The organism is Halopseudomonas bauzanensis (assembly GCF_900114735.1).
GTDB classification, from domain to species: domain Bacteria; phylum Pseudomonadota; class Gammaproteobacteria; order Pseudomonadales; family Pseudomonadaceae; genus Halopseudomonas; species Halopseudomonas bauzanensis.
Genome location: NZ_FOUA01000003.1, coordinates 18,381 through 39,845, shown reverse-complemented (window position 1 = coordinate 39,845; position 21,465 = coordinate 18,381). Strand labels below are relative to the sequence as shown.

Here is a 21,465-nt window from a genome sequence, read left to right as displayed (position 1 = left end):
CCGTGAAACCGGTTATCAAACAGTTCAAATTGGGCAACAACACCGTTACCCTGGAAACCGGCCGCATCGCGCGCCAGGCTTCCGGTGCGGTTCTGGTCAGCATTGATGATGCAGTCAGCGTTCTGGTCACCGTGGTGGGCGCAAAAAACGCCGACGCCGGCCGCGACTTCTTCCCTCTGTCTGTGCACTATATCGAGAAGACCTATGCCGCGGGCCGTATTCCCGGCGGCTTCTTCAAGCGTGAAGGCCGTCCCACCGAGAAGGAGACCCTCACCTCCCGTCTGATCGACCGCCCGATCCGCCCGCTGTTTGCCGAAGGCTTCATGAACGAAGTTCAGGTCGTCTGCACCGTGGTGTCCACCGACAAGACCACCGATCCGGATGTTGCGGCGATGATCGGTACCTCCGCGGCGCTGGCCATTTCCGGTATTCCGTTCGACGGCCCGATCGCCGGTGCCCGGGTTGGTTTCGATGACGTGCAAGGCTACGTGCTGAACCCGACCTACGAGCAACTGAAGACCTCGCGCCTGGACATGGTGGTTGCCGGTACCGAAGACGCCGTGCTGATGGTTGAGTCCGAAGCGCAGGAACTGACTGAAGACCAGATGCTGGGCGCGGTCCTGTTTGCCCACATGGAATTCCAGCCGGCCATCGAGGCCATCAAGGAATTGGCTGCTGAAGCTGGCAAGCCGGCTTGGGACTGGCAGCCTGCTCCGGAAAACACCGTGCTGCTGGACGCCATCAAGTCCCAGTTCGGCGCTGGTATCAGCGAAGCCTACACCATCACCCACAAGCAATCGCGCTACACCCGCCTGGGCGAGCTGCGTGATGCGGCTATCGCGGCCCTGGCTGGTGACGAAGAGGGCAAGCCTGCCGCTGCTGAAGTGAAGGACGCTTTCGGTGAGATCGAATACCGCACCGTGCGTGAGAGCATCGTCAACGGCAATCCGCGCATCGACGGTCGCGACACCAAGACCGTGCGCCCGCTGAACATCGAAGTCGGCGTGCTGGATCGCACCCACGGCTCCTCGCTGTTCACCCGTGGCGAAACCCAGGCGCTGGTCGTGACCACGCTGGGTACCGCCCGTGACGCGCAGCTGCTGGACACCCTGGAAGGCGAGAAGAAAGACCCCTTCATGTTCCACTACAACTTCCCTCCCTATTCGGTAGGTGAGTGTGGTCGCATGGGTGGCACCGGCCGCCGTGAAATCGGCCACGGTCGTCTGGCCCGCCGTGGTATTCAGGCGGTCATGCCCGATATGGATCAGTTCCCCTACAGCATCCGTGTGGTCTCGGAAATCACTGAATCCAATGGTTCCAGCTCCATGGCTTCGGTCTGTGGTGCGTCCCTGGCGCTGATGGATGCCGGTGTGCCGCTGAAGGCGCCGGTTGCCGGTATCGCCATGGGTCTGGTCAAGGAAGGCGACAAGTTTGCCGTCCTGACCGACATCCTGGGTGACGAAGATCACCTGGGCGACATGGACTTCAAGGTTGCCGGTACCGAGAAGGGTGTTACCGCGCTGCAGATGGACATCAAGATCAAGGGCATCACCGAAGAGATCATGGAACTGGCTCTGCACCAGGCTCACGATGCTCGTCTGAATATCCTCGGTCAGATGAACCAGGTGCTGCCGGCCTCGCGCAAGGAACTGTCCGCCAACGCGCCGACCATGATCAGCATGAAGATCGATTCCGACAAGATCCGTGACGTGATCGGCAAGGGTGGCGCAACCATCCGCGGTATCTGCGAAGAAACCGGCGCCTCCATCGACATCACCGATGACGGTACCGTGAAGATCTTCGCTGCCAGCAAAGATGCCGCCAATGCTGCCAAGGCACGGGTTGACGGTATTACTGCTGAGGCGGAAATCGGCAAGGTCTACACTGGCAAGGTCGAGCGCATCGTTGATTTCGGTGCCTTCGTCAGCATCCTGCCCGGCAAGGACGGCCTGGTACACATCTCGCAGATCGCCAATCAGCGTATCGAGAAGGTTACCGACGTACTGCAGGAAGGTCAGGAAGTGAAGGTACTGGTACTGGACGTGGACAACCGCGGCCGGATCAAGCTGTCCATGAAGGATGTCGAGGCGGCTGAAAACAGCGGCGTCTGAGTCCTGTCGTACCGTCCTTGCGGCGGTGCAATGAAGAACCCCGGCCTTGAGCCGGGGTTTTTTTATGCGCCGCAGTTGCTCAGGTCCGATCGGGCTCGCTGTTGGGATCGGCCGTGAGGTTGCGGTCGGTAGCGGTTTCCGGCTCCAGAGGCTCGTTGGGATCACCATCCCAGGGCTTGCCGTCCAGCGGCTTGGCCCGGCCCAGTTCCGCTTCATCCAGGCCGTAGCGGCCACCTGCGCCAGCCTTGCCGACATCGGTGAGTTCGGTGTCGGCAGGTGTGGCGGCCGTTCCCGCTTCCTCGGCCGAGCGAGAGCCATCATCAGGATTGAGCGTTTCCGGGGTGGCCTCGTCAGCGGTCGGGCCCTGGCCTGGCATGGACGCTTCGGTCAACCCGGCTTCGCCAGCCCGCTCCACGGACTCGGCGCGGGAAGGAGTATTGCCAATTGGGCCCATGGGCCGGTCATCGGGGGCCTCGCGGTTGTCCTCTTCCGCCTGTCGTCTGGCGGCGTCGGTCAGCGCCTGCTCGTCGGGTTCGTGTTGATCATCACTCATCATTCACCTCCGCATCTCTGTCTTAGCAATGGACGCCGGACGCGGGCAAAAAGATTCCATGTTTGATCATCAGCAGCCGGGATCGATGAGTTGTCTATACTGATGGGCACACGGGCAGGCAGAGGAGATACCCATGTTTCAGGTAATGCGTATCGGCAATGACCGGCTGGAGATGGATATCGCCGGGCGAGTTGACAGCGATGGCATGCGCAGTGGCTTGCGCGCGCTCTTCACCCAGGCGCAGGGCATTCAGCATGGCCAGTTGCTGATGCGTATCGGTGAGCTGCAAATGCCTACTGCAGGCGCGATTGGTGTGGAGCTGTCGAACCTGCCGGAGCTGTTTCGGCTGACACGACAGTTCGATCGATGTGCGGTCATCAGCAGCAAGGACTGGATCAGGAAGATGGGAGAGATCGAAGGCGCCATCATTCCGGGGCTGGAAGTCAGATCCTTCCGGCCCGAGCGGGAAGCTGATGCATTGGCCTGGCTGGTTGGCTAGTCATACACACTGCACTACAGCATGGGGGTCGAAGTCCTTCCATTGGCCATCGCGCAATTCGCCCTGGGCGTGTTCGATGTCCTCTGCGCCGGTGGCTCTGAAAGTATCTATTGCCTGTTGCCGTGAGTGGTCATCGACCCGCACCGCCACCAGCACGCCCGGTTCCCGTTCGGTGACCTTGGGCTGTACCTCGGCGGGTTGGCCGGTCTGTTCATCCACATCCGACTCCTGGTCGGTGCTGCTGACTGCCCCGATCAGTGAGCCGGTATAAGCGCCGATGCCGGCGCCGATAGCGATGCCGACCGGACCGATGACGGGGGCCGTTGCCGCACCGGCAGCCGCGCCGACCACTGCGCCGACGGCGCCAGCCTTCGCAGCCCCGGTACCGGAGTGGCGGGCACCGGGTGAGCTTTCATCATCTCCGCCAATGGGGTAGATGGCATGCTGGCCGTTGGGGTTGAGATAGAAGGCCGCCAACGCGTCCCGCTGGAAGCCGGCCTGCTGTAGCGCCGCCACAGCGGCATCTGCCTGGTCCTGGAGTTCATATCGTCCCGCAATGATGGTATGCATGAGCTTGACCTGCGGATTGCCTGTGTCCCCACAGAATAGCAATCCAGCCGCGGCTAAACCAAGCGGCTGCCGGCGGTGGGTACGCTGGCGATCTCCTCGGGGGTCAGTAATCGGTACTGGCCGGGACGCAGCGCCGGGTCAAGTTCGATGATGCCCATGCTTTCGCGATGCAATGACGTCACCCGATTACCCACGGCGTGAAACATGCGCTTCACCTGATGGTGACGGCCCTCATGGATGGTCAGTCGGGCCTGGCAGGGAGCGAGCAATTGCAACTGCGCAGGGGAGGTATCAACACCCTCGCGGGCCAGATGAATGCCCTGTGCAAAACATTCAGCGGCATGCGCGGCGATCGGCTCGGCAGTGCCCACCAGATACACCTTGGGGATGCGCCGGCCGGGCTCGGTCAGGCGGCGGGACCAGAGGCCGTCATTGGTGAGAATCAGCAGGCCGGTGGTGCTGCGGTCCAGTCGCCCGGCCAGATGCAACTGCTGGCGCAGCGGCTCCGCAAGCAGCTCCATCACGGTGGGATGAACCGGGTCGCAGGTGGCGCTGAGATAGCCGCCTGGCTTGTAGAGCATCAAATACAGCGCGTTGTGCTGTTGCAGCACAGCGTCATCCAGCTGCACCCTGGTAAAGCGGTCGATGCGCTGTTGTCCATCCCGCACGATCCGTTCATTGACTGACACCCGGCCAGCGGCAATCAGCAGTCGGGCAGTCTGCTGGCTGTGTTGGGTATGCAGGGCTAGGAATCGATCGAGTCGCATCGGGCTATTATAAGCCTATCGACGGTTTGTCATGAGGTGTTCATGTTGCGGCTCTTTGTTGGCATCGAATTGCCGGAAGCGGTCAGGCAGGCGCTGGCCGAGGTGCGGGAGGCGCATCCCGCGGCGCGCTGGCATGAGCCGGAGCATCTGCATCTGACTTTGAGCTTCATCGGCCCGGTGGAGCAAGAGGCTGCCCGCAATATTGCACAGGTGCTGGCAGGCGTGCCCGGCCCGTCATTCGAGCTGGCAGTGCAAGGAGTGGGCTACTTCGGCAGTCCTGAGCGGCCACGGATATTCTGGGCTGGGGTGGCCGAGTCTCCGCCGTTGTACCGATTGCAGCAGCGCGTGGAAGCGCGACTGCTGCCGCTCGGGCTGCGGCTGGACGAAAGGCCCTATACGCCGCACATCACCCTGGCGCGGGTCCGGCAAGGTCTACCGCTGCAGGCGCTCCTGCAGCGGCATGCGAGCTTGTCGCTACCGGCTTTTACGGTAGACCACATTTGCCTGTTTCTCAGCGGTGGCGCAGAGCAGGGCGTGCGCTACGAGGTGCTCGAACGTTTCCAGCTGGTCTGAGCTGCCCGCATCAGTCGCGCGCGAGTGCCAGGGCAACACCCTGACCACCACCGATGCACAGCGTGGCCAGGCCCTTGCGTGCATCGCGGCGCTGCATCTCATGCAGCAAGGTCACCAGGACCCGACAGCCCGACCCGCCAATGGGGTGTCCCAAGGCGATGGCGCCACCATTGACGTTGACCTTGTCCAGATCCCAGCGCAGCTCGCTGGCGACGGCCAGCGCCTGGGCGGCGAAAGCTTCGTTGGCTTCGATCAAGTCCAGTTCCTCGACCTTCCAGCCGGCCTTGCTCAGGCAGCGTTGGGTCGCGCTGACCGGACCGATGCCCATGACCGCCGGGTCCACGCCGGAGCTGGCATAGGCGGTGATCCGTGCCAGTACCGGCAAGCCCAGCTCGTGGGCCTTGTCCGCGCTCATCAACATGACCGCTGCCGCGCCGTCGTTCAGGCTGGAGGCGTTGCCAGCGGTGACGGTGCCATCGTTCTTGAAGGCCGGGCGCAGCTTGCCCAGGGATTCCAGGGTGGTGGAGGCCCGGGGCTGCTCGTCCTGGCTGATGGTTAGTGGATCGCCCTTGCGCTGGGGAATGACAACGGGGGTAATTTCCGTCTCGAAGCGGCCGGCGGCCTGCGCTGCTACGGCTTTCTGCTGCGAAGCGAGGGCGAAGGCATCCTGCTGCTGGCGGCTGAGATCGTAGCGCTCGGCCAGATTCTCCGCCGTAATGCCCATGTGATAGTCATTGAAGGCATCCCACAGGCCATCATGAATCATGCTGTCGATCAGCTTGCTGTCGCCCATGCGCTGCCCGGTGCGGGACGTCGGCAAGAGGTGCGGCGAGCGGCTCATGGACTCCTGACCGCCGGCGATCATGATATCGGCATCGCCACAGCGGATGGCCTGGGCTGCCAGATGGACCGCCTTGAGTCCGGAGCCGCAGACCTTGTTGATGTTCAGCGCGGGCACGCTGTGCGGTAGTCCGGCGTGCACAGCGGCCTGGCGAGCGGGGTTCTGGCCGCAGCCGGCGGTCAGTACCTGGCCCAGAATCACTTCATCGATGCTGGCCGGGTCGACACCGGTCTGCTCGAGCAGGGCGCGAATAACCGTCGCGCCGAGCTGATGAGCAGGCACATTGGCAAACTGGCCACCGAAACTGCCAATGGCGGTTCGGGTGGCTGCAACAATCACGACCTCTTGCATGCTTACTTCCTCAGCTTTTATCTGGAACAGCGGGAAGAATAGAGGTCCGCGCCACATTCAACAACCGCCATTGTGCCGCTAGGCTCGGTTCAGACGGTGCTCTATCAGCTCCTCGACCACCGCTGGATCGGCAAGGGTTGAGGTGTCGCCCAGGGTGTCCAGCTCGTCACAGGCGATCTTGCGCAGAATCCGGCGCATGATCTTGCCCGAGCGCGTCTTCGGCAATCCCGGCGTCCACTGGATGAAGTCTGGTCTGGCGAAGGCGCCAACCTGCTCGCTGACATAGGCCTTGAGCTCGACCAGCAGCTCGTCAGACGGCGTTACACCACGCATCGGCATGACGTAGGCATAGATGGCTTGGCCTTTGATGTCATGGGGGCAGCCGACCACTGCCGCTTCGGCGACAGCATCATGCAGCACCAGCGCACTTTCCACCTCGGCGGTGCCGATACGGTGGCCGGAGATATTCAATACATCATCCACCCGGCCGGTGATCCAGTAATACCCGTCCTCATCGCGGCGTGCGCCGTCGCCGGTAAAGTAGACACCTTTGTAGGTACTGAAGTAGGTATCAATCAGGCGCTGATGATCGCCGTAGACGGTGCGAATCTGGCTGGGCCAGGAGCGCTTGATCACCAGATTGCCATCGCCGACACCATGCACTTCGTTGCCGTCATTGTCGAACAGCGCCGGTTCGACGCCGAAGAACGGGCGGGTGGCCGAACCTGGCTTGAGGTTGGTGGCGCCGGGAAGGGGGGCGATCATGATCGAGCCGGTCTCGGTCTGCCACCAGGTATCGACGACCGGGCAGCGGCTATCGCCGACGACATGGTAGTACCATTCCCAGGCCTCCGGGTTGATCGGTTCGCCGACGCTGCCAAGCAGTCGCAGGCTGGCCCGGGACGAGGATTTTACCGGCTCGTTACCCAGGGCCATCAGCGCGCGGATGGCAGTGGGCGCGGTATAGAAGACATTCACCTGGTGCTTGTCGATAACCTGCCAGCAGCGCGAGGCGTCCGGATAGGTCGGCACGCCTTCGAACATCAGCGTGGTCGCGCCGTTGCACAGCGGGCCATAGACGATGTAGGAGTGACCGGTTACCCAACCGACGTCGGCAGTACACCAGTAGACCTCGCCGTCGTGATAATCGAACACATAATGGTGGGTCAGCGCGGCGCTGAGCAGATAACCGCCAGTGGTATGCAGTACGCCCTTGGGTTTGCCGGTGGAGCCGGAGGTGTAGAGAATGAACAGCGGGTCCTCACTGTCCATGGGCTCCGGCTCGCAGTCGGCGCTGACTGCGGCGCAAGCCTCGTGATACCAGACGTCACGGTGTTCATGCCAGGCGATATCCGCGCCGGTGCGCTTGACGGTAACCACGGTATGTACGTCGGGGCAGTCGTTCAGGGCCTTTTCGACGTTCTTTTTCAGCGCCACGTTCTTGCCGCCGCGTACGCCTTCATCGGCGGTGATGACCACCCGGCAGTCGGCATTGAGAATGCGGTCGCGCAGGGCATCGGGCGAAAAGCCACCGAATACCACCGAATGCACCGCGCCGATGCGGGCGCAGGCCAGCATGGCGAAAGCGGCTTCGGGAATCATCGGCATGTACAGGCAGACGCGGTCGCCTTTCTTCACGCCGCGCGCTTTCAGGACGTTGGCCAGGCGGCAGACTTGTTCGTGCAGCTCGCGGTAGCTGATGCGCCGGTCCTGGCCCGGATCATCGCCTTCCCAGATGATCGCGGTCTGGTCGCCACGCTTGGCCAGATGCCGGTCGATGCAATTGGCGCTGACATTCAATTTGCCATCGATGAACCACGCCGCCTCGCCGCGCGCCATGTTGCTTTCCTGAACCTTGCTCCAGGGCTGCATCCACTCGACGAAGCGATTGGCTTGCTCGGCCCAGAAAGTATCCGGCTGCTCGATGGACTGGCGATAGAGTCGTTCGTAGCCGTCGGCATCAAGATGGGTATTGCGCCGGGCGGCCTCAGAAACCTGATGTTGCTCAGTCTTGTACATGGCGTGGTCCTCTGTTGTTATTGTCGACTTTAGAAATACCGCGCGCGAGCACGCGGTTTCTACTTGTTCTGTTTGTGTCAAGCGTTGATCAGAACGAAGGGCAATTCAACCCTTCTTTGGTCTATGTCGGACAGACACCAATCGGCTAGGGACCGGCTGGGGGAAGCGTCAGGCGAGGCTGACGCGGAGGTTGTCGATCAGGCGAGTGGCACCAAGGAAGGCGGCAGCGAGGATGACGATATCCTGGCTTGCTGAGGTGACCGGTTGCAGGGTTTCGGCCTCGCGCAGGTCCAGGTAATCAGGCTGGAAGCCGGCCTCGATCAGCGCGAGGCGCGCTTCTTCGATGATGGCCGGGAAATCGCGGCGCCCGCTTTCCAGCTGCTGCTGTATCTGCTGCAGGGTCTGATACAGGCGCGGTGCGATGCGGCGCTGCTCCTCGCCCAGATAACCATTGCGCGACGACAGTGCCAGGCCATCCTCGGCACGTACGATAGGCGCGCCCATGATCTGCACCGGCAGGCACAGGTCGTGGGCCATCTTGCGGATTACCGCCAGCTGCTGGAAATCCTTCTCACCGAAGACGGCCAGGTCCGGCTGGACGATATTCAGCAGTTTGCCCACCACCGTCGATACCCCGTTGAAATGGCCAGGACGGCTGGCGCCGCACAAGCCTTCGGAGACGACGGGCACGCTGATCAGGGTGTGTCCATCCATCCCTTCGGGATAAATTTCGCTGACATTCGGGGCGAAGATCAGATGGGCGCCGGCGTCCAGCAGTTTGCGCTGGTCTTCCGCCAGGGTGCGTGGATAGCTGTCCAGATCTTCGTTGGCGCCGAATTGCAGCGGGTTGACGAAGATGCTTACCACCACATAGTCGGTACGCTGCAGAGCTTTCGCCACCAGGGCAATGTGCCCGTCATGCAGATTGCCCATGGTCGGTACCAGGCCGATGCGTTTGTTCTCCTGGCGCGCGCGCGCCAGGGCAGCGCGCAGCTGGGCAATGGAATGCAATGTGTTCATGGTGTCAGAACTCGTGCTCGGCCGCGGGGAATTCGGCAGCTTTCACCGCGCTGACATACGCGGTGATGGCCGAGGCGATATCTGCCTGGCCAGCCATGAAGTTCTTCACGAAGCGCGGCAGGCGACCGCTGATCGACAGGCCGAGCATGTCGTGCACCACCAGCACCTGACCATCGGTGCCGCTGCCGGCGCCAATGCCGATGACCGGAATGCTCACGGCACGGGTAATGGCATTGGCGAGCTCGCTGGGTACACATTCGAGCAGCAGCATGGCGGCGCCGGCTGCCTCCAGGGCAATGGCATCCTGAAGCATGGCTTCGGCCTGGTCCTGCTGGCGGCCCTGTACCTTATAGCCACCCAGTACGTTGACGGTCTGTGGGGTCAGGCCCATATGCACGCAAACCGGAATCCCATTACGGGTGAGGGTGGTGGTGATATCCGCCAGCCAGCCGGCGCCTTCCAGCTTGAGAATGTGCGCTCCGGCTTGCATCAACCGCGCGCTGTTGGCCATGGCCTGCTCCAGGGTGGCGTAGGACATGAACGGCAGGTCAGCCATGATCAGGGCGCCACGATTGCCGCGCTTGACGGATGCGGTGTGGTAGGCCATCTCCTCGACAGTCACCGGCAGGGTGCTGTCGTGTCCCTGAAGAACCATTCCCAGGGAGTCACCAATCAACAGCACTTCCACCCCAGCGGTACTTTCCAGATGGGCGAAGGTGGCGTCATACGCTGTCAGGCAGGCAAATTTCTCGCCGTTCTGCTTGAGCTTGTTCAGCGTGGTCAGGGTAATGTCAGGCATGGCAGATTCCAGTAGTTCGGCCTCGCAAGAGGCAACATGGCTGTGATCGGCAGGCAGGCGGACTGTCTGTCGCTCCGATTGCTCAGGTTGATAACAGCCTCAGCAGTATAGTCTTCCTGACTTGAACGATGATGCTCCAGAAAATACATATCTCAACCTTGTGCAGCGTTGCCCGGCAGGCGTTCCAGGTCCGTCGGCGGACAGGCCGCCAGCAGCTGTTGTAGCGATGTGCCATCGGGCAGGGTCAGATCCGCTGCCAATTCTGCCAGCGGATACAGCACAAAGGAACGGGCATGCATATGATAATGCGGCACCTGCAGGCGCGGCGTGTCGATTATCCGGTCGCCGTATAGCAGTAGATCAAGATCCAGAATGCGCGGTCCCCAGCGTTCGGCTTTGCGTACCCGGCCTCGACGGTGCTCGATATCCTGCAGGGCATCCAGCAGCATCTCCGGCTCCAGGCTGGTGTCGAGCATGGCCACGGCATTAACGAAGGCCGGTTGATCCTGTGGCCCCAGGGGGGCGCTGCGGTATAACGAGGAGCACGCCTGCAAGTGCGACTGCGGCAACCTCTCCAGCTCGGTGAAGGCGTGGGTGACCTGCGCGGCGGGATCAGCCTGGTTGCTGCCCAGGGCGATGAAACAGCGTTGCATCAATTGTCTGACCCGCCCTGGGGCTTGCGCTTGCGCCGGGGGCGGCCACGCTTGCCGGCCGGATCACGGCTGCTCAATTGCTGGATCATGCGGCGCCGTTCATCCGCACCTACATCCTGATAGCGGGTCCACCACTGGCCCAGGCCGCCAGTATCCTCGCCGGCCTCTTCACGCAGCAGCAGGAAGTCGTAGGCGGCCCGAAAACGCGGGTGCTCCAGCATCTGGTCGGCGCGGCGGCCGTTGCGCCGCTCCAGCCGTGGCTGCATATCCCAGATCTCCCGCAGCGGAATGCTGAAACGCTTGGGAATGGCAGTGTGACGGCACTGTTCGGCCAGCAGCTCGTGGGTCGCCTGCTGCTGGGCAGGAATCAACGGAATACCCTGTTCCTCCAGCTCGCGGGTACGCTGGGGTAATGCCGGCCAGAGCAGCGCGGCAAACAGGAACGCCGGCGTGACCGGGCGCCCCTGGTGAATACGGTCATCGGTGTTGCGCAGGGCCTGGCGAACCAGCTTGAGGGTATAGCCGGGGTTATCTTCGATGGCGTCGTCAGTGTCCGGGAACAGCGGCGCGAACAGGTCGTACTCCAGCAGCAGATCGAAGGTGCGTTCGCCCTGGCCGTTGAGCAGCAGCTTGAGCACCTCGTCGAACAACCGCGCCGCGGGAATGTCATACAGCAGCTCGGCCAGCTCGGCGATGGGTGCGGCGCTGTGTGGCTCGATCTCGAAATCCAGCTTGGCGGCGAAGCGCACCGCGCGCAGCATGCGCACCGGGTCTTCCTGATAACGCTGCACCGGATCGCCGATCAAGCGTACCCGGGCATTGCGAATGTCCTGCAGCCCATTGGCGTAATCATGGATATTGCCGGTACAGACATCGTAATACAGGGCGTTGATGGTGAAATCACGGCGCTGGGCATCCTGCTCCAGGGTGCCGTAGACGTTGTCCCGCAACAACCGACCCGATTCGCTCTGCAGCGACTGCTCGCGTCCCAGGTCGCCTTCGTCGTCATCGGCATGGCCGGCGCGGAAGGTTGCCACCTCGATGATCTCGCGACCAAAGTAGACGTGGGCGAGCTTGAATCGCCGGCCGATCAGTCGGCAATTGCGGAAGGTGGCACGGACCTGCTCTGGCGTGGCGCTGGTGGCGACGTCGTAATCCTTGGGGTCCATTTCCAGCAGCAGATCGCGAACGCAACCGCCCACTGCAAAGGCCTGGTAGCCGGCTTGCTGCAGGCGCTCGACCACCGTCACCGCGTTGCGGCTGATCTGACGGCGCTGCAACGCGTGCTGGCTGGGCGGAATAATAGCGGGCGTGGTACGCCTATGGGCGGGTCGCCCGAAGGGAGAGGGTATCTTTTTCAGTAGCTTGCGAATCATATGAGTGGGTAGTCCACCGGCGTCTCCAACCCAGACCTCGAATCCTGTGAAAAACGGCGGCGCTGGATGTCCCTGGCAGCTACATTTTACAGAGGCTTCAAAAAGCCCGAAGTCAACATGAATGTCATGGGCAAGGCACTGGATAGACGTAAGGTCGGTTTCGAATACAGTGTTGCCTGTATCAACAGACATCCATTCTAGCTTGAATAGCGGGGAAATTGTAGGGAAGCGATGCGGGAAGATACTGCTGGGAGTATTGCGGGAAAGCTCAAGGGGAGTATTCACTCCCCCTAATGGTTTTTTGTTGTTGTTATTTGAGCTGTTTCTTGTTTTTTTGGGCTGGGCGACAGTGTCACCCCGTTTAAACCCATCCCGGGTTGCCTAAAGCAAGCGGATTGCTTTGGATGCTCGGGAAGCTGCTTTGGCCAAGCTTGGCATCGGTACCGGTCGGTTGCTCAGGCAACTTTTATTCTTCTCGGTTTCCAATCGAACATTACGTTCGCCAGCGGTGCTTCCTATTCTCCAAAAAAATCAGTTTGCTACACTCGCACGTTTTGTTTTTGTTAGGTGTGGAGCTGAATCTTGTTTTTGTTATGGGGTCTTGCCTGGTTTTTATTCTTGTTGTGTCTGTAATAAAGCATTTGCCGTGCCATGTTTTTAAATGTCTTTAAAAACAGATGGTTAGCGTTTTCAGTGAAAAGTGAGGCGGGAGTGGGGGAGGGATTCGTTACCTTATGTCCCGTTAAAGTGTTACCCCTTGCGGGTGAGGGGTAACAGTTTCTCGAAGGTAACAGGTAACACTTTGCACTGGCCAAGCTGTTGGGGAATCCTCCATATGGAGGAGGGCCGTCGCAAATTCAGGAATTGGCGGTTTTCTTGCGTGGGATTCCCAGGCGCTGACGCCGTTCCCACAGGCATTTGCGACTGATGCCCAGCTTATTGGCCAGTTCGGTCTCGGTCATGTGCTCTTGATGCTCAAGCACGAAATGCTGGAAATAATCCTCCAGCGACAGGTCTTCAGCCGGCTCGGTGCTCTGTGAGCTGGGTGAGCGCATGGATTCCAGGGCGCTGGTGGCCTGGGAGGTGCGTTCCTGTTCGAGGTCTGGCTCGATGCCCAGCAAGTCAGTGGAAATCTCGTCTTCGTCGCAGAGAATGGCTGCCCGCTCGATGGCATTTTCCAGTTCGCGCACGTTGCCGGGCCACTGATAATGGCGGATGGAGTTGGTCGCCTCCTTGCTGAAATGCAGGGCGGGCGTGCCCATGTTGCGACCGATCCGGGCGAGTAACGCCTCGGCGATCAGCATGACATCGTCACCACGCTCCCGCAGCGGTGGCAGGCGCAGCTCGATGACGTTCAGGCGGTAGTACAGGTCTTCACGGAACAGGCCCTGGCGGGCCAGGGTCTTGAGGTCACGGTGGGTGGCCGCGACCAGGCGCACATCGACCTTCTGCGACTGTACGGAACCGACCCGGCGAATTTCGCTCTCCTGCAGTACCCGCAACAGGCGGGCCTGGGCTTCCAGCGGCAGTTCGCCGATTTCGTCGAGAAACAGGGTGCCGCCATCCGCCGCTTCGACCAGCCCGGTACGCCCGGCCACTGCGCCGGTGAAGGCACCTTTTTCATGGCCGAACAGTTCGGATTCGATCAGGGTCTCGGGGATCGCCGCGCAGTTGACCGAGATCATCGGGGCGCGGGCGCGCGGTGAGTTTTCATGCAGGGCGCGGGCGACCAGTTCCTTGCCTGTACCGGATTCACCCTGGATCAGCACCGTGGACATGGTCGGGGCGACCTTGCGGATACGCTTGAACAGGGTGAGCATCGCCGGGCTGGCGCCGATGATGCCCATGGACTGGGTATCATCGGTGTTGTCGCTGGCGGTATCGGCGGCTGGCGCCGGATCAGCGACACCCGCTGCGGCGCGCGATTGCTGGCTGGCTTCGATGATGCGGGCCACGGCCTGCAACATCTCTTCATGATCGAAGGGCTTGGCAATGTAGTCTACGGCGCCGAGTTTCATCGAGTCCACCGCCGAGCGCAGACTGGCGTAGCTGGTCATGATCAATACGGGGGTATTGGGAGCGCGACGAATCAGTTCTGTGCCGGGCTCGCCAGGCAGACGCAGGTCGCTGATGATCAGCGCGAAGTCGTCCAGATTGTGGTTCTCGACGGCTTCATGTACAGCGCCAGCCTCACTGACCTGGTATTGGTGGCGTTCCAGCAGCCGCCGCAGTGCGGTGCGAATGATGGGTTCGTCTTCAACAACCAGAATATGCGACATATCTACCTCTATGCGACAGCGTCCGACGAAGTCAGGCGCTGCCGTAACTAAAAGACGCCATAGCGGGGTAACGTAATGGTGAACCGGGTTCCCCGCTGAGTTACATCATCGATGGGGCTGTCTACCGTAATCTGACCATAATGCTCTTCGATGATTGAGTACACCAGCGCCAGTCCGAGTCCGGTACCTGCACCTGGCTCCTTGGTCGTGAAAAAGGGTTCGAACAACCGATCCTTGAGCTCATGTTCGATGCCGCTGCCCTGGTCCTCAACCATCAGCAATATCTGGTGTTCATCCGCGGCGGTGTGGATGGTGACGCTGTCACCGCTGCGGCTGGCATCGCGGGCATTGCCTAGCAGGTTGATCAGAACCTGTACCAGACGCTGGCTATCACCGGCTACCCGGTGAGCGGTATCGCACAGGTTAACATAATTGACCTCGGGGCCCTTGCGGTTCAGTGACAGGAGGTGAATGGCCTCGTTGGTGCAGGCGACCAGATCGACTTCATCGTTGGCATTGTTGTGCCGGCTGCCGACATGGGCGAAATTGACCATGGACTGCACGATGCGCGATACCCGGCGGGTCTGCTCGATGATCTGCTCAGCTGCTTCCAGGGTTTCGGCCTGGGCAGACTCTTCGCGCAGGTTTTGCGCCAGGCAGGCGATGCCGGTGATTGGATTGCCGATTTCATGGGCCACCCCAGCGGCCAGACGGCCGATTGAGGCCAGGCGCTCGGAGTGGATCAGCTCTTCCTCGAGCATCTGGGTTTCGGTCTGGTCCTCGATCAGCAAGACCAGGCCGCCGCGAGCATTACCGGGTTCGTCAATCGCTGCCTTGTGCAGGTTAAGCCACTGGGTCTGACCACGGTTGACCAGCTTCTGCTTGTGCAGGTGCGCCGATTCATCGCTGACAAAGCGCTCCAGCAGTTCATTCCAGGGCGCCGGCAGGTTCTCCAGGCGCGAGCCGATCACGCTCTCGGCATTGATGCCGGTGAGTGTCTGCAATGCCCGGTTCCACATCAATACTTCATTGTCCTCGGCCAGCGAGCATACGCCCATGGGCAGATCCTGCAGGGTCTGGCGATGGTAGCGGCGCAGGGCATCCAGTTCCGCGGCCAGTCCGGTCAGCCGCGAGTGGTAATCCTCCAGGCGGTTTTCGATGAAGTGGATGTCTTCGGTGACGTAGCCGTTGCGCGCCAGCTTGAATGGCAGGAAGGTCTCGATCATCTCCTGCGCCACTGCCGGGCCCATCAGGCCTGACAGGTTGGCCTCCAGGCGGTCACGCAGGCGGCGCAGGGCGTAGGGGCGGCGCTCATCGAAGGGCAGTTTGAGATCGCGCAGAGCCTGCTCGACTTCCTGCTGGGCGGCCTTGTTACCCAGCGGCTTGGCCATCTGCTGGGCGAATTCCTGGGGCGACCTGGCAATCAGTTCCATGCGCTGGGGGCGCCTGACGTTATCGACCAGGCAGGCTTCAGCGGCACTGACCTCATCGGGCGAGCGCCGGGTGAACAGCGAGACCAGGGTGAATACCACAATATTGGCGGTCAGCGAGGCGATCGCGGCGATATGCCAGGACTCCGAATCCAGGGTCACCTGCAGACCCAGAATGTGCAGCGTGTCGATACCGGTGACCATGACCAGCAGCATGGTGCAGGCCCAGATGCTCATGCCGGCGATCAAACCACAGATGAAGCCGCGATGGTTGGCCTGCGGCCAGTACAGCACCGAAAGCGCACCGGGCAGAAATTGCACGGTGGCGACGAAGGAAGTGATGCCCAGGTTGGTCAGCGGCTGGTCCGAGTCCAGCAGGTGGTAGAAGCCATAGCTGGCCATGATAATGGCGGCGATCAGGCTGCGCCGAGTCCATAACAACCAGCGGTAGATATTGACGTTGTTATCGGCGCTTGGCTGGTATACCGGCAGTACCAGATGGTTGAGCACCATGCCGGACAGCGCCAGGGTAACCACGATGATCAGCCCGCTGGCGGCAGAGATCCCGCCGATGAAGGCGACCAGGGTCAGCCAGTCGGCGCCAGCGGCGACGCCCAGGCCGAGGGTGTAGTACTCGGCGCTGGTGGGCACCTGCAGGTACAGGCCGGCCCAGAGAATGGGCGGGATGGCCAGGCTCATCAGCAGCAGGAACAGCGGCAATCCCCAGCTGGCCGCGCTAAGGGCACGGGGGTTGAGGTTCTCGGTGAAGGCCATGTGGTACATATGCGGCATGACGATGGCCGCGGCGAAGAACACCAGCAGCAGGGTGCGCCAGGGGCCTTCCTGCAGCGGGCTGTGCAGGGTTTTCAGTGCTTCCTGGTTGTGGCTCAGCCACAGCTCCAGGCCGGAAGGGCCCTCGAACACCACGAACAGCGCGTACAGGCCGACCGCGGACAGACACAGCAGCTTGACCAGCGACTCGAAGGCGATGGCGATCACCAGCCCTTCGTGTTTCTCCCGGGCCGAGATATGCCGGGCGCCGAACAGGATGGCGAACAGTACGATCAGCAGACAGAAGCCCAGCGCCACCGGCCGCTGGCGCGGATCGTGGGTTAGGATCTGCACCGAGTCGGTGACGGCCTGGATCTGCAGCGCCAGTAGCGGCAGCATGCTCAACAGCATGAAGATGGTGGTCAGGGTGCCGGCCCAGGTGCTGCGAAAGCGGAAGGCGAACAGGTCGGCGAGGGATGACAGCTGGTAGGTGCGGGTAATACGCAGAATCGGGTTGAGCAGCACCGGCGCCAGCAGGAAGGCGCCGCAGATACCCAGATAATAGGTGAGGAAACCGTAGCCGTACTGATAGGCCAGGCCAACGGTACCGTAGAACGCCCAGGCGCTGGCGTATACACCGATGGACAGGGTGTAAATCGCTGGATGGCGGACCACGGCGCTTGGCAGCAATCCCCGTTCGGTGGCCCAGGCCACGCTGAACAGGATGACCAGGTAGGCGACGCTGAGCAGGATCAGCAGGCTGAGTTCAAAGCTCATCGGTATCCCTTGGGCTCTGCAACAGCATGCCGGCGATGATCAGAATGAGCCATAGGACGTAGGGGCGATACCAGGCGCCCATAGGCTCGATCCACCAGTCCATGATGGCTGGTGAGAACAGGTAGATGCCGATGACCAGCAGCAATACCAGGCGGTAGATGTACATGGTTTATGTCCTTGGCTCCGGGATCTGCCGTTTTGCCGGTAGTCTCTGCGGTTGCCAGTGTGCCACAGCCCAGGCGAGTTGTTCATCGACCGGGGCGTCGGCCAGTTCTGGCGGCGGCTCCTGGGCCAGTACCGTGAGCGCCCGGTGCAGAGTGGCGGTCGCCAGCCTGGGCTCCAGCGGAGTCGAGCCCAGTCGTTTGCTGAGTTTCTCGCCGTCCTCGCGCATCACCAGGGGCACATGCAGATAGCGCGGCGCTGGTTGCTGCAGCAATTGGTATAGCCATAATTGGCGGGGCGTGGAATCCAGCAGGTCGGCGCCACGTACGATATCAGTCACCCGATGGGCGATATCATCAACCACCACCGCCAACTGGTAGGCAATGATGCCATCGCGCCGGCGAATGATGAAATCACCGGACAACCCATCGGCGGTTTGCTGAAACTCTCCCTGCAGGCGGTCCCGGAATACCACCGGCTGATCGGCGACTCGCACCCGTACCGCATGATCAGGCGCAGCGGGCAGGTGACGCTCACGACAGGTTCCCGGGTAGGCACCGCCATGCTGGAGAAGGGTCCGGCGTGAACAGTCGCAGTGATAAGCCTGGCCGGTTTCCAGCCAGTGATCAATTACCTGCTGATACAGCGGCAGTCGCTCGCTCTGATAGATGATCTCGCCATCCCAGTGCAGACCGTAAGCGTCCAGGGTGCGCAAGATATGTTCGCTGGCGCCGGGCAGATTGCGCGGGGTGTCCAGATCCTCGATCCGGACCAACCACTGGCCTTGATGCTGACGTGCGTCCAGATAGCTGGCGACCGCAGCCAACAGCGAGCCGAAATGCAGGTAACCGCTGGGGGTGGGGGCGAAACGCCCGACATACGGGGAGAGCATGGCGACAGGGCCTTGCGAGTGAATCGGACTGTGGCAGACAGGTGCTGTCTGCCACCGGGTCGCTGACAGTCAGCCGCCGATCTGCTTTTCCTTGATTTCGGCCAGCGTTTTGCAATCGATGCAAAGGGTGGCCGTGGGACGGGCTTCGAGGCGGCGGATGCCGATTTCGACACCGCAGGAATCGCAGAAGCCGTAGTCTTCATCCTCGATGCGCTGCAGAGTCTGATCGATCTTCTTGATCAGCTTGCGTTCGCGATCGCGGGTACGCAGTTCCAGGCTGAATTCCTCTTCCTGACTGGCCCGGTCGGCCGGGTCGGGGAAGTTGGCTGCCTCGTCCTGCATATAGGATACGGTGCGATCCACTTCTTCCATCAGTTCGCGTTTCCAGCCATTGAGGATGTTGGCGAAATGCTCGAGCTGACGCTCGTTCATATACTCCTCGCCTTTCTCTTCCTTATAGGGAACGAAGCCGCGAATCAACAATGCATTCTTTTCTTTGGTATTGCTGGGCATGAGAACAGCCTCACTTTTAGCTCAATCATCCTGTGCCAGGTCGACACCGGCGGGGGTGCAGCCTGTGGCCTGCAAGCGGGCAAAACTACCAGAACCCGATCTGCGAAGCTACTTTTTGCCAACTTAAGATATTTCTACTTCGACAGCATAGCTGGGAATTGGTTGGCCGAGCATCCGTCGCCACAGGTATCATGGCGGTTTTTTGTCTGCGGTGGCAGCGGAGGAAATCATGGTGGGGCAGCGTTGGGCACAGCGGATCGGGGAGATCGAACCCTTCCATGTCATGGCCGTGCTGGAGCGGGCCAAGGCACTGGAAGCGCAGGGGCGCGACGTCATTCACATGGAAATCGGCGAGCCGGATTTCGGTACGCCCGACCCCATCATACGTGCCGGCCAGGCCGCACTGGCGGCAGGCTTTACCGAGTACACGCCAGCGCTGGGACTGCCGGCATTGCGCGAGGCCGTAGCGGGTTTCTATCAACAGCGCTACGGTATCGATCTGGACCCGCGCCGCGTGGTGATCACCCCCGGTGGCTCGGGGGCCTTGCTGCTGATCAGCGCCCTGCTGGTGAACCCCGGTAGCAAGGTGCTGATGGCTGACCCGGCCTACCCGTGCAACCGGCATTTCCTGCGGCTGGTCGAAGGCCAGGCGACATTGATCCCGGCGGATGCGCAGAGCGGCTATCAGCTGACGCCAGAGCTGGTCGAGCAGCACTGGGATAGTGCTAGCGCTGCCGTACTCTGCGCCTCGCCGGCCAACCCCTCCGGTAGCGTGCTGAGCCGCGCACAGCTCACGGCACTGGCCGATACCACCCGACGGCTGGGCGGACAACTGATTGTCGACGAGATCTACCATGGTTTGACCTATGGCTGCGATGCCACTTCGGTGCTGGAGGTGGCCCCGGATGCCTGGGTGTTGAATAGTTTTTCCAAATATTTCGGCATGACCGGTTGGCGTCTGGGTTGGTTGATTGCGCCCGAGGCCGCAGTACCTGAGCTGGAAAAACTGGCGCAGAATCTCTACATCTGCGCCCCACATCTGTCGCAGCGGGCGGCGCTGGCTGCTTTCAGCGAGGAGAGCCTGGCCATCTGTGAAGCGCGCCGCGACGCTTTCCACCGGCGTCGGGACTTTCTGTTGCCGGCGCTGCGTGAACTGGGCTTCGGCATTCCGCATACGCCTGATGGCGCGTTCTATTTGTATGCCGATGCCACGGCGTTCACTACCGACAGCCAGCGGTTGTGTCAGCACCTGATCGAAACCGAGCATGTGGCGATCACCCCGGGGCTGGACTTCGGCCACCACCGCGCCACTGAACATGTGCGATTTGCCTATGCCAACTCCCTGGAGCGCCTCGAACAGGCAGTGGAGCGTATCGCTCGCGGTCTGGACCGCTGGCCGGGATGCTGATTCCTTACGAGCCGGCACTGGTCGCCGGCACGCTGGTGCAGCGCTACAAGCGGTTTCTTGCCGATATCCGCCTGGCTGACGGGCGCGAACTGACACTGCATTGCCCGAACACCGGTTCGATGAAGAACTGCGGTGAGCCGGGTAGCCGAGTCTGGGTCAAACTGGAGCAGCGGCCGGGGCGCAAGCTGCCCGGCACCTGGGAACTGGTGGAAACCCTTCCTGGTGAGCTGGCCTGCATTCACAGCGCCCGCGCCAACAGCGTCATTGCCGCCGCGCTGACGGCCGGGTTGATTGCGCCGTTGACGGATTATCCGGTGGCGCGCCGTGAGGTCACCCTGACGCCGGGTGGCAGCCGTTTCGACTTTCTGCTCGAGGGCGCCACGGGCAGTTGTGTGCTGGAGGTCAAGAGTGTGACCCTGGCGTTGGGTGGTGGGGTGGGTGCGTTCCCGGATGCGGTCAGCCTGCGCGGCCAGAAGCATCTGCGGGAGCTGACGCAGTTGGCGCAGGCGGGGCAGCGAGCCTGTCTGCTGTTCTGTGTCATGCACAGCGGTATCGCCTGCGTGCGACCTGCCGATCACATCGATCCGGTGTACGGGCAATTGTTGCGTGAAGCTGTGGCGGCGGGAGTGCAGGTGCTGGCCTGGTCGATAATACCGACGCCGCTGGGGCTGGAGGTGGCCGGGCAGTTACCGGTGCTGCTTCAGGGTGAGGGGAGCAGCCAGACCTGACCCTCTTCGATGCGGCAGGGCAGAGGCAATAGACGGTCGCCGCTGCAGGGGCCGGCGACGCATTCCCCGGTCTCGGGCAGGAATAGCGCGCCATGGCTGGCGCACTGGATCAGGCGTCCGGAGCTGTCGAGAAACTGGTCCGGCACCCATTCGAGGGGAATGCCCCGGTGGGGGCAACTGTTGAGATAAGCAAATACCCGCTGCCCCTGACGCACCGCAAAGATGCGCCGCCCTTGCACCACGAAACCCTGACTGCCGGGGTCGGCGAGGTCATCCAGTTGGCATAGTGCAACAGGCAGTTTGTCGGTTGGCTGATTCGACATCTTTATCTCCAGGCGCATTTTCCGGGCGCCGCTGATGCTGGCGCGCAGAG

At 61.7% G+C, this 21,465-nt stretch carries 20 protein-coding genes; 5 read left to right on the top strand and 15 right to left on the bottom strand.

Annotation, left to right across the window (positions count from 1 at the left end; translation table 11 throughout):
- Positions 1 to 2 precede the first annotated feature (2 nt).
- A complete protein-coding gene (gene pnp / locus BM267_RS08510) occupies positions 3 to 2,111 on the top strand; it encodes a polyribonucleotide nucleotidyltransferase (RefSeq protein WP_036993119.1) in 2,109 nt (702 codons plus the stop codon).
- Between the two features lie 79 nt (positions 2,112 to 2,190).
- Here the strand turns inward: pnp and BM267_RS08505 are convergent, their stop codons facing one another.
- Positions 2,191 to 2,664: a hypothetical protein gene (locus BM267_RS08505; RefSeq protein WP_074779312.1), complete on the bottom strand. Its 474-nt coding sequence runs from the start codon at positions 2,662 to 2,664 to the stop codon at positions 2,191 to 2,193.
- Between the two features lie 133 nt (positions 2,665 to 2,797).
- Here BM267_RS08505 and BM267_RS08500 point away from each other — a divergent pair, with 133 nt between their 5' ends.
- A complete protein-coding gene (locus BM267_RS08500; RefSeq protein ID WP_036993117.1) occupies positions 2,798 to 3,163 on the top strand; it encodes a SpoIIAA family protein in 366 nt (121 codons plus the stop codon).
- Here the strand turns inward: BM267_RS08500 and BM267_RS08495 are convergent, their stop codons facing one another.
- On the bottom strand, positions 3,164 to 3,733 hold the full coding sequence (locus tag BM267_RS08495; RefSeq protein ID WP_074779310.1) for a hypothetical protein: 570 nt from the start codon (positions 3,731 to 3,733) through the stop codon (positions 3,164 to 3,166).
- A 53-nt stretch (positions 3,734 to 3,786) separates the two neighbouring features.
- Complete coding sequence (locus tag BM267_RS08490; protein ID WP_074779308.1) at positions 3,787 to 4,500, bottom strand: pseudouridine synthase; 714 nt, start codon at positions 4,498 to 4,500, stop codon at positions 3,787 to 3,789.
- Positions 4,501 to 4,542: 42 nt separating this feature from the next.
- Between BM267_RS08490 and thpR the strand changes: the two genes are divergently transcribed.
- Complete coding sequence (gene thpR, locus BM267_RS08485) at positions 4,543 to 5,073, top strand: RNA 2',3'-cyclic phosphodiesterase (RefSeq protein WP_074779306.1); 531 nt, start codon at positions 4,543 to 4,545, stop codon at positions 5,071 to 5,073.
- Positions 5,074 to 5,083: 10 nt separating this feature from the next.
- Here the strand turns inward: thpR and BM267_RS08480 are convergent, their stop codons facing one another.
- From BM267_RS08480 to dksA, 11 genes are all read right to left on the bottom strand, one after another.
- Complete coding sequence (locus BM267_RS08480; RefSeq protein WP_036993111.1) at positions 5,084 to 6,265, bottom strand: acetyl-CoA C-acetyltransferase; 1,182 nt, start codon at positions 6,263 to 6,265, stop codon at positions 5,084 to 5,086.
- A gap of 78 nt (positions 6,266 to 6,343) precedes the next feature.
- A complete protein-coding gene (acs, locus tag BM267_RS08475; protein WP_036993110.1) occupies positions 6,344 to 8,284 on the bottom strand; it encodes an acetate--CoA ligase in 1,941 nt (646 codons plus the stop codon).
- A gap of 168 nt (positions 8,285 to 8,452) precedes the next feature.
- The gene (gene panC, locus BM267_RS08470) at positions 8,453 to 9,304 is read right to left on the bottom strand and encodes a pantoate--beta-alanine ligase (protein ID WP_074779304.1); all 852 of its coding nucleotides are present in this window, start codon (positions 9,302 to 9,304) and stop codon (positions 8,453 to 8,455) included.
- A gap of 4 nt (positions 9,305 to 9,308) precedes the next feature.
- Positions 9,309 to 10,103, bottom strand: coding sequence for a 3-methyl-2-oxobutanoate hydroxymethyltransferase (panB, locus tag BM267_RS08465; RefSeq protein ID WP_036993107.1), 795 nt, complete (start codon positions 10,101 to 10,103; stop codon positions 9,309 to 9,311).
- A gap of 152 nt (positions 10,104 to 10,255) precedes the next feature.
- Positions 10,256 to 10,756: a 2-amino-4-hydroxy-6-hydroxymethyldihydropteridine diphosphokinase gene (gene folK / locus BM267_RS08460; RefSeq protein WP_036993106.1), complete on the bottom strand. Its 501-nt coding sequence runs from the start codon at positions 10,754 to 10,756 to the stop codon at positions 10,256 to 10,258.
- Positions 10,756 to 12,132: a polynucleotide adenylyltransferase PcnB gene (locus BM267_RS08455; RefSeq protein WP_036993104.1), complete on the bottom strand. Its 1,377-nt coding sequence runs from the start codon at positions 12,130 to 12,132 to the stop codon at positions 10,756 to 10,758. Before BM267_RS08455 ends, folK begins: the two co-directional genes overlap by 1 nt.
- Before the next feature lie 857 nt (positions 12,133 to 12,989).
- Positions 12,990 to 14,411, bottom strand: a complete 1,422-nt coding sequence (locus tag BM267_RS08450) for a sigma-54-dependent transcriptional regulator (protein ID WP_036993103.1) — start codon at positions 14,409 to 14,411, stop codon at positions 12,990 to 12,992.
- A gap of 47 nt (positions 14,412 to 14,458) precedes the next feature.
- On the bottom strand, positions 14,459 to 17,389 hold the full coding sequence (locus BM267_RS08445) for a sensor histidine kinase (protein ID WP_036993102.1): 2,931 nt from the start codon (positions 17,387 to 17,389) through the stop codon (positions 14,459 to 14,461).
- The gene (locus tag BM267_RS16710) at positions 17,379 to 17,555 is read right to left on the bottom strand and encodes a hypothetical protein (protein WP_036993100.1); all 177 of its coding nucleotides are present in this window, start codon (positions 17,553 to 17,555) and stop codon (positions 17,379 to 17,381) included. The genes BM267_RS08445 and BM267_RS16710 overlap by 11 nt, the downstream gene beginning before the upstream one ends.
- A gap of 3 nt (positions 17,556 to 17,558) precedes the next feature.
- Positions 17,559 to 18,443, bottom strand: a complete 885-nt coding sequence (gluQRS, locus tag BM267_RS08440; RefSeq protein ID WP_074779300.1) for a tRNA glutamyl-Q(34) synthetase GluQRS — start codon at positions 18,441 to 18,443, stop codon at positions 17,559 to 17,561.
- A gap of 69 nt (positions 18,444 to 18,512) precedes the next feature.
- Complete coding sequence (gene dksA, locus BM267_RS08435) at positions 18,513 to 18,956, bottom strand: RNA polymerase-binding protein DksA (protein ID WP_036993098.1); 444 nt, start codon at positions 18,954 to 18,956, stop codon at positions 18,513 to 18,515.
- Positions 18,957 to 19,185: 229 nt separating this feature from the next.
- Here dksA and BM267_RS08430 point away from each other — a divergent pair, with 229 nt between their 5' ends.
- Entirely contained in the window at positions 19,186 to 20,364 is a 1,179-nt protein-coding gene (locus tag BM267_RS08430; RefSeq protein WP_036993096.1) for a pyridoxal phosphate-dependent aminotransferase, read from the top strand.
- Positions 20,364 to 21,092 (top strand): DNA/RNA nuclease SfsA, encoded by a 729-nt coding sequence (sfsA, locus tag BM267_RS08425; protein WP_074779733.1) that lies wholly within the window; start codon positions 20,364 to 20,366, stop codon positions 21,090 to 21,092. Before BM267_RS08430 ends, sfsA begins: the two co-directional genes overlap by 1 nt.
- On the opposite strand, the gene BM267_RS08420 is transcribed toward sfsA, so the two are convergent.
- Complete coding sequence (locus BM267_RS08420) at positions 21,065 to 21,415, bottom strand: Rieske (2Fe-2S) protein (RefSeq protein ID WP_036993094.1); 351 nt, start codon at positions 21,413 to 21,415, stop codon at positions 21,065 to 21,067. The two genes, sfsA and BM267_RS08420, sit on opposite strands and share 28 nt — an antisense overlap.
- Positions 21,416 to 21,465: the final 50 nt, after the last annotated feature.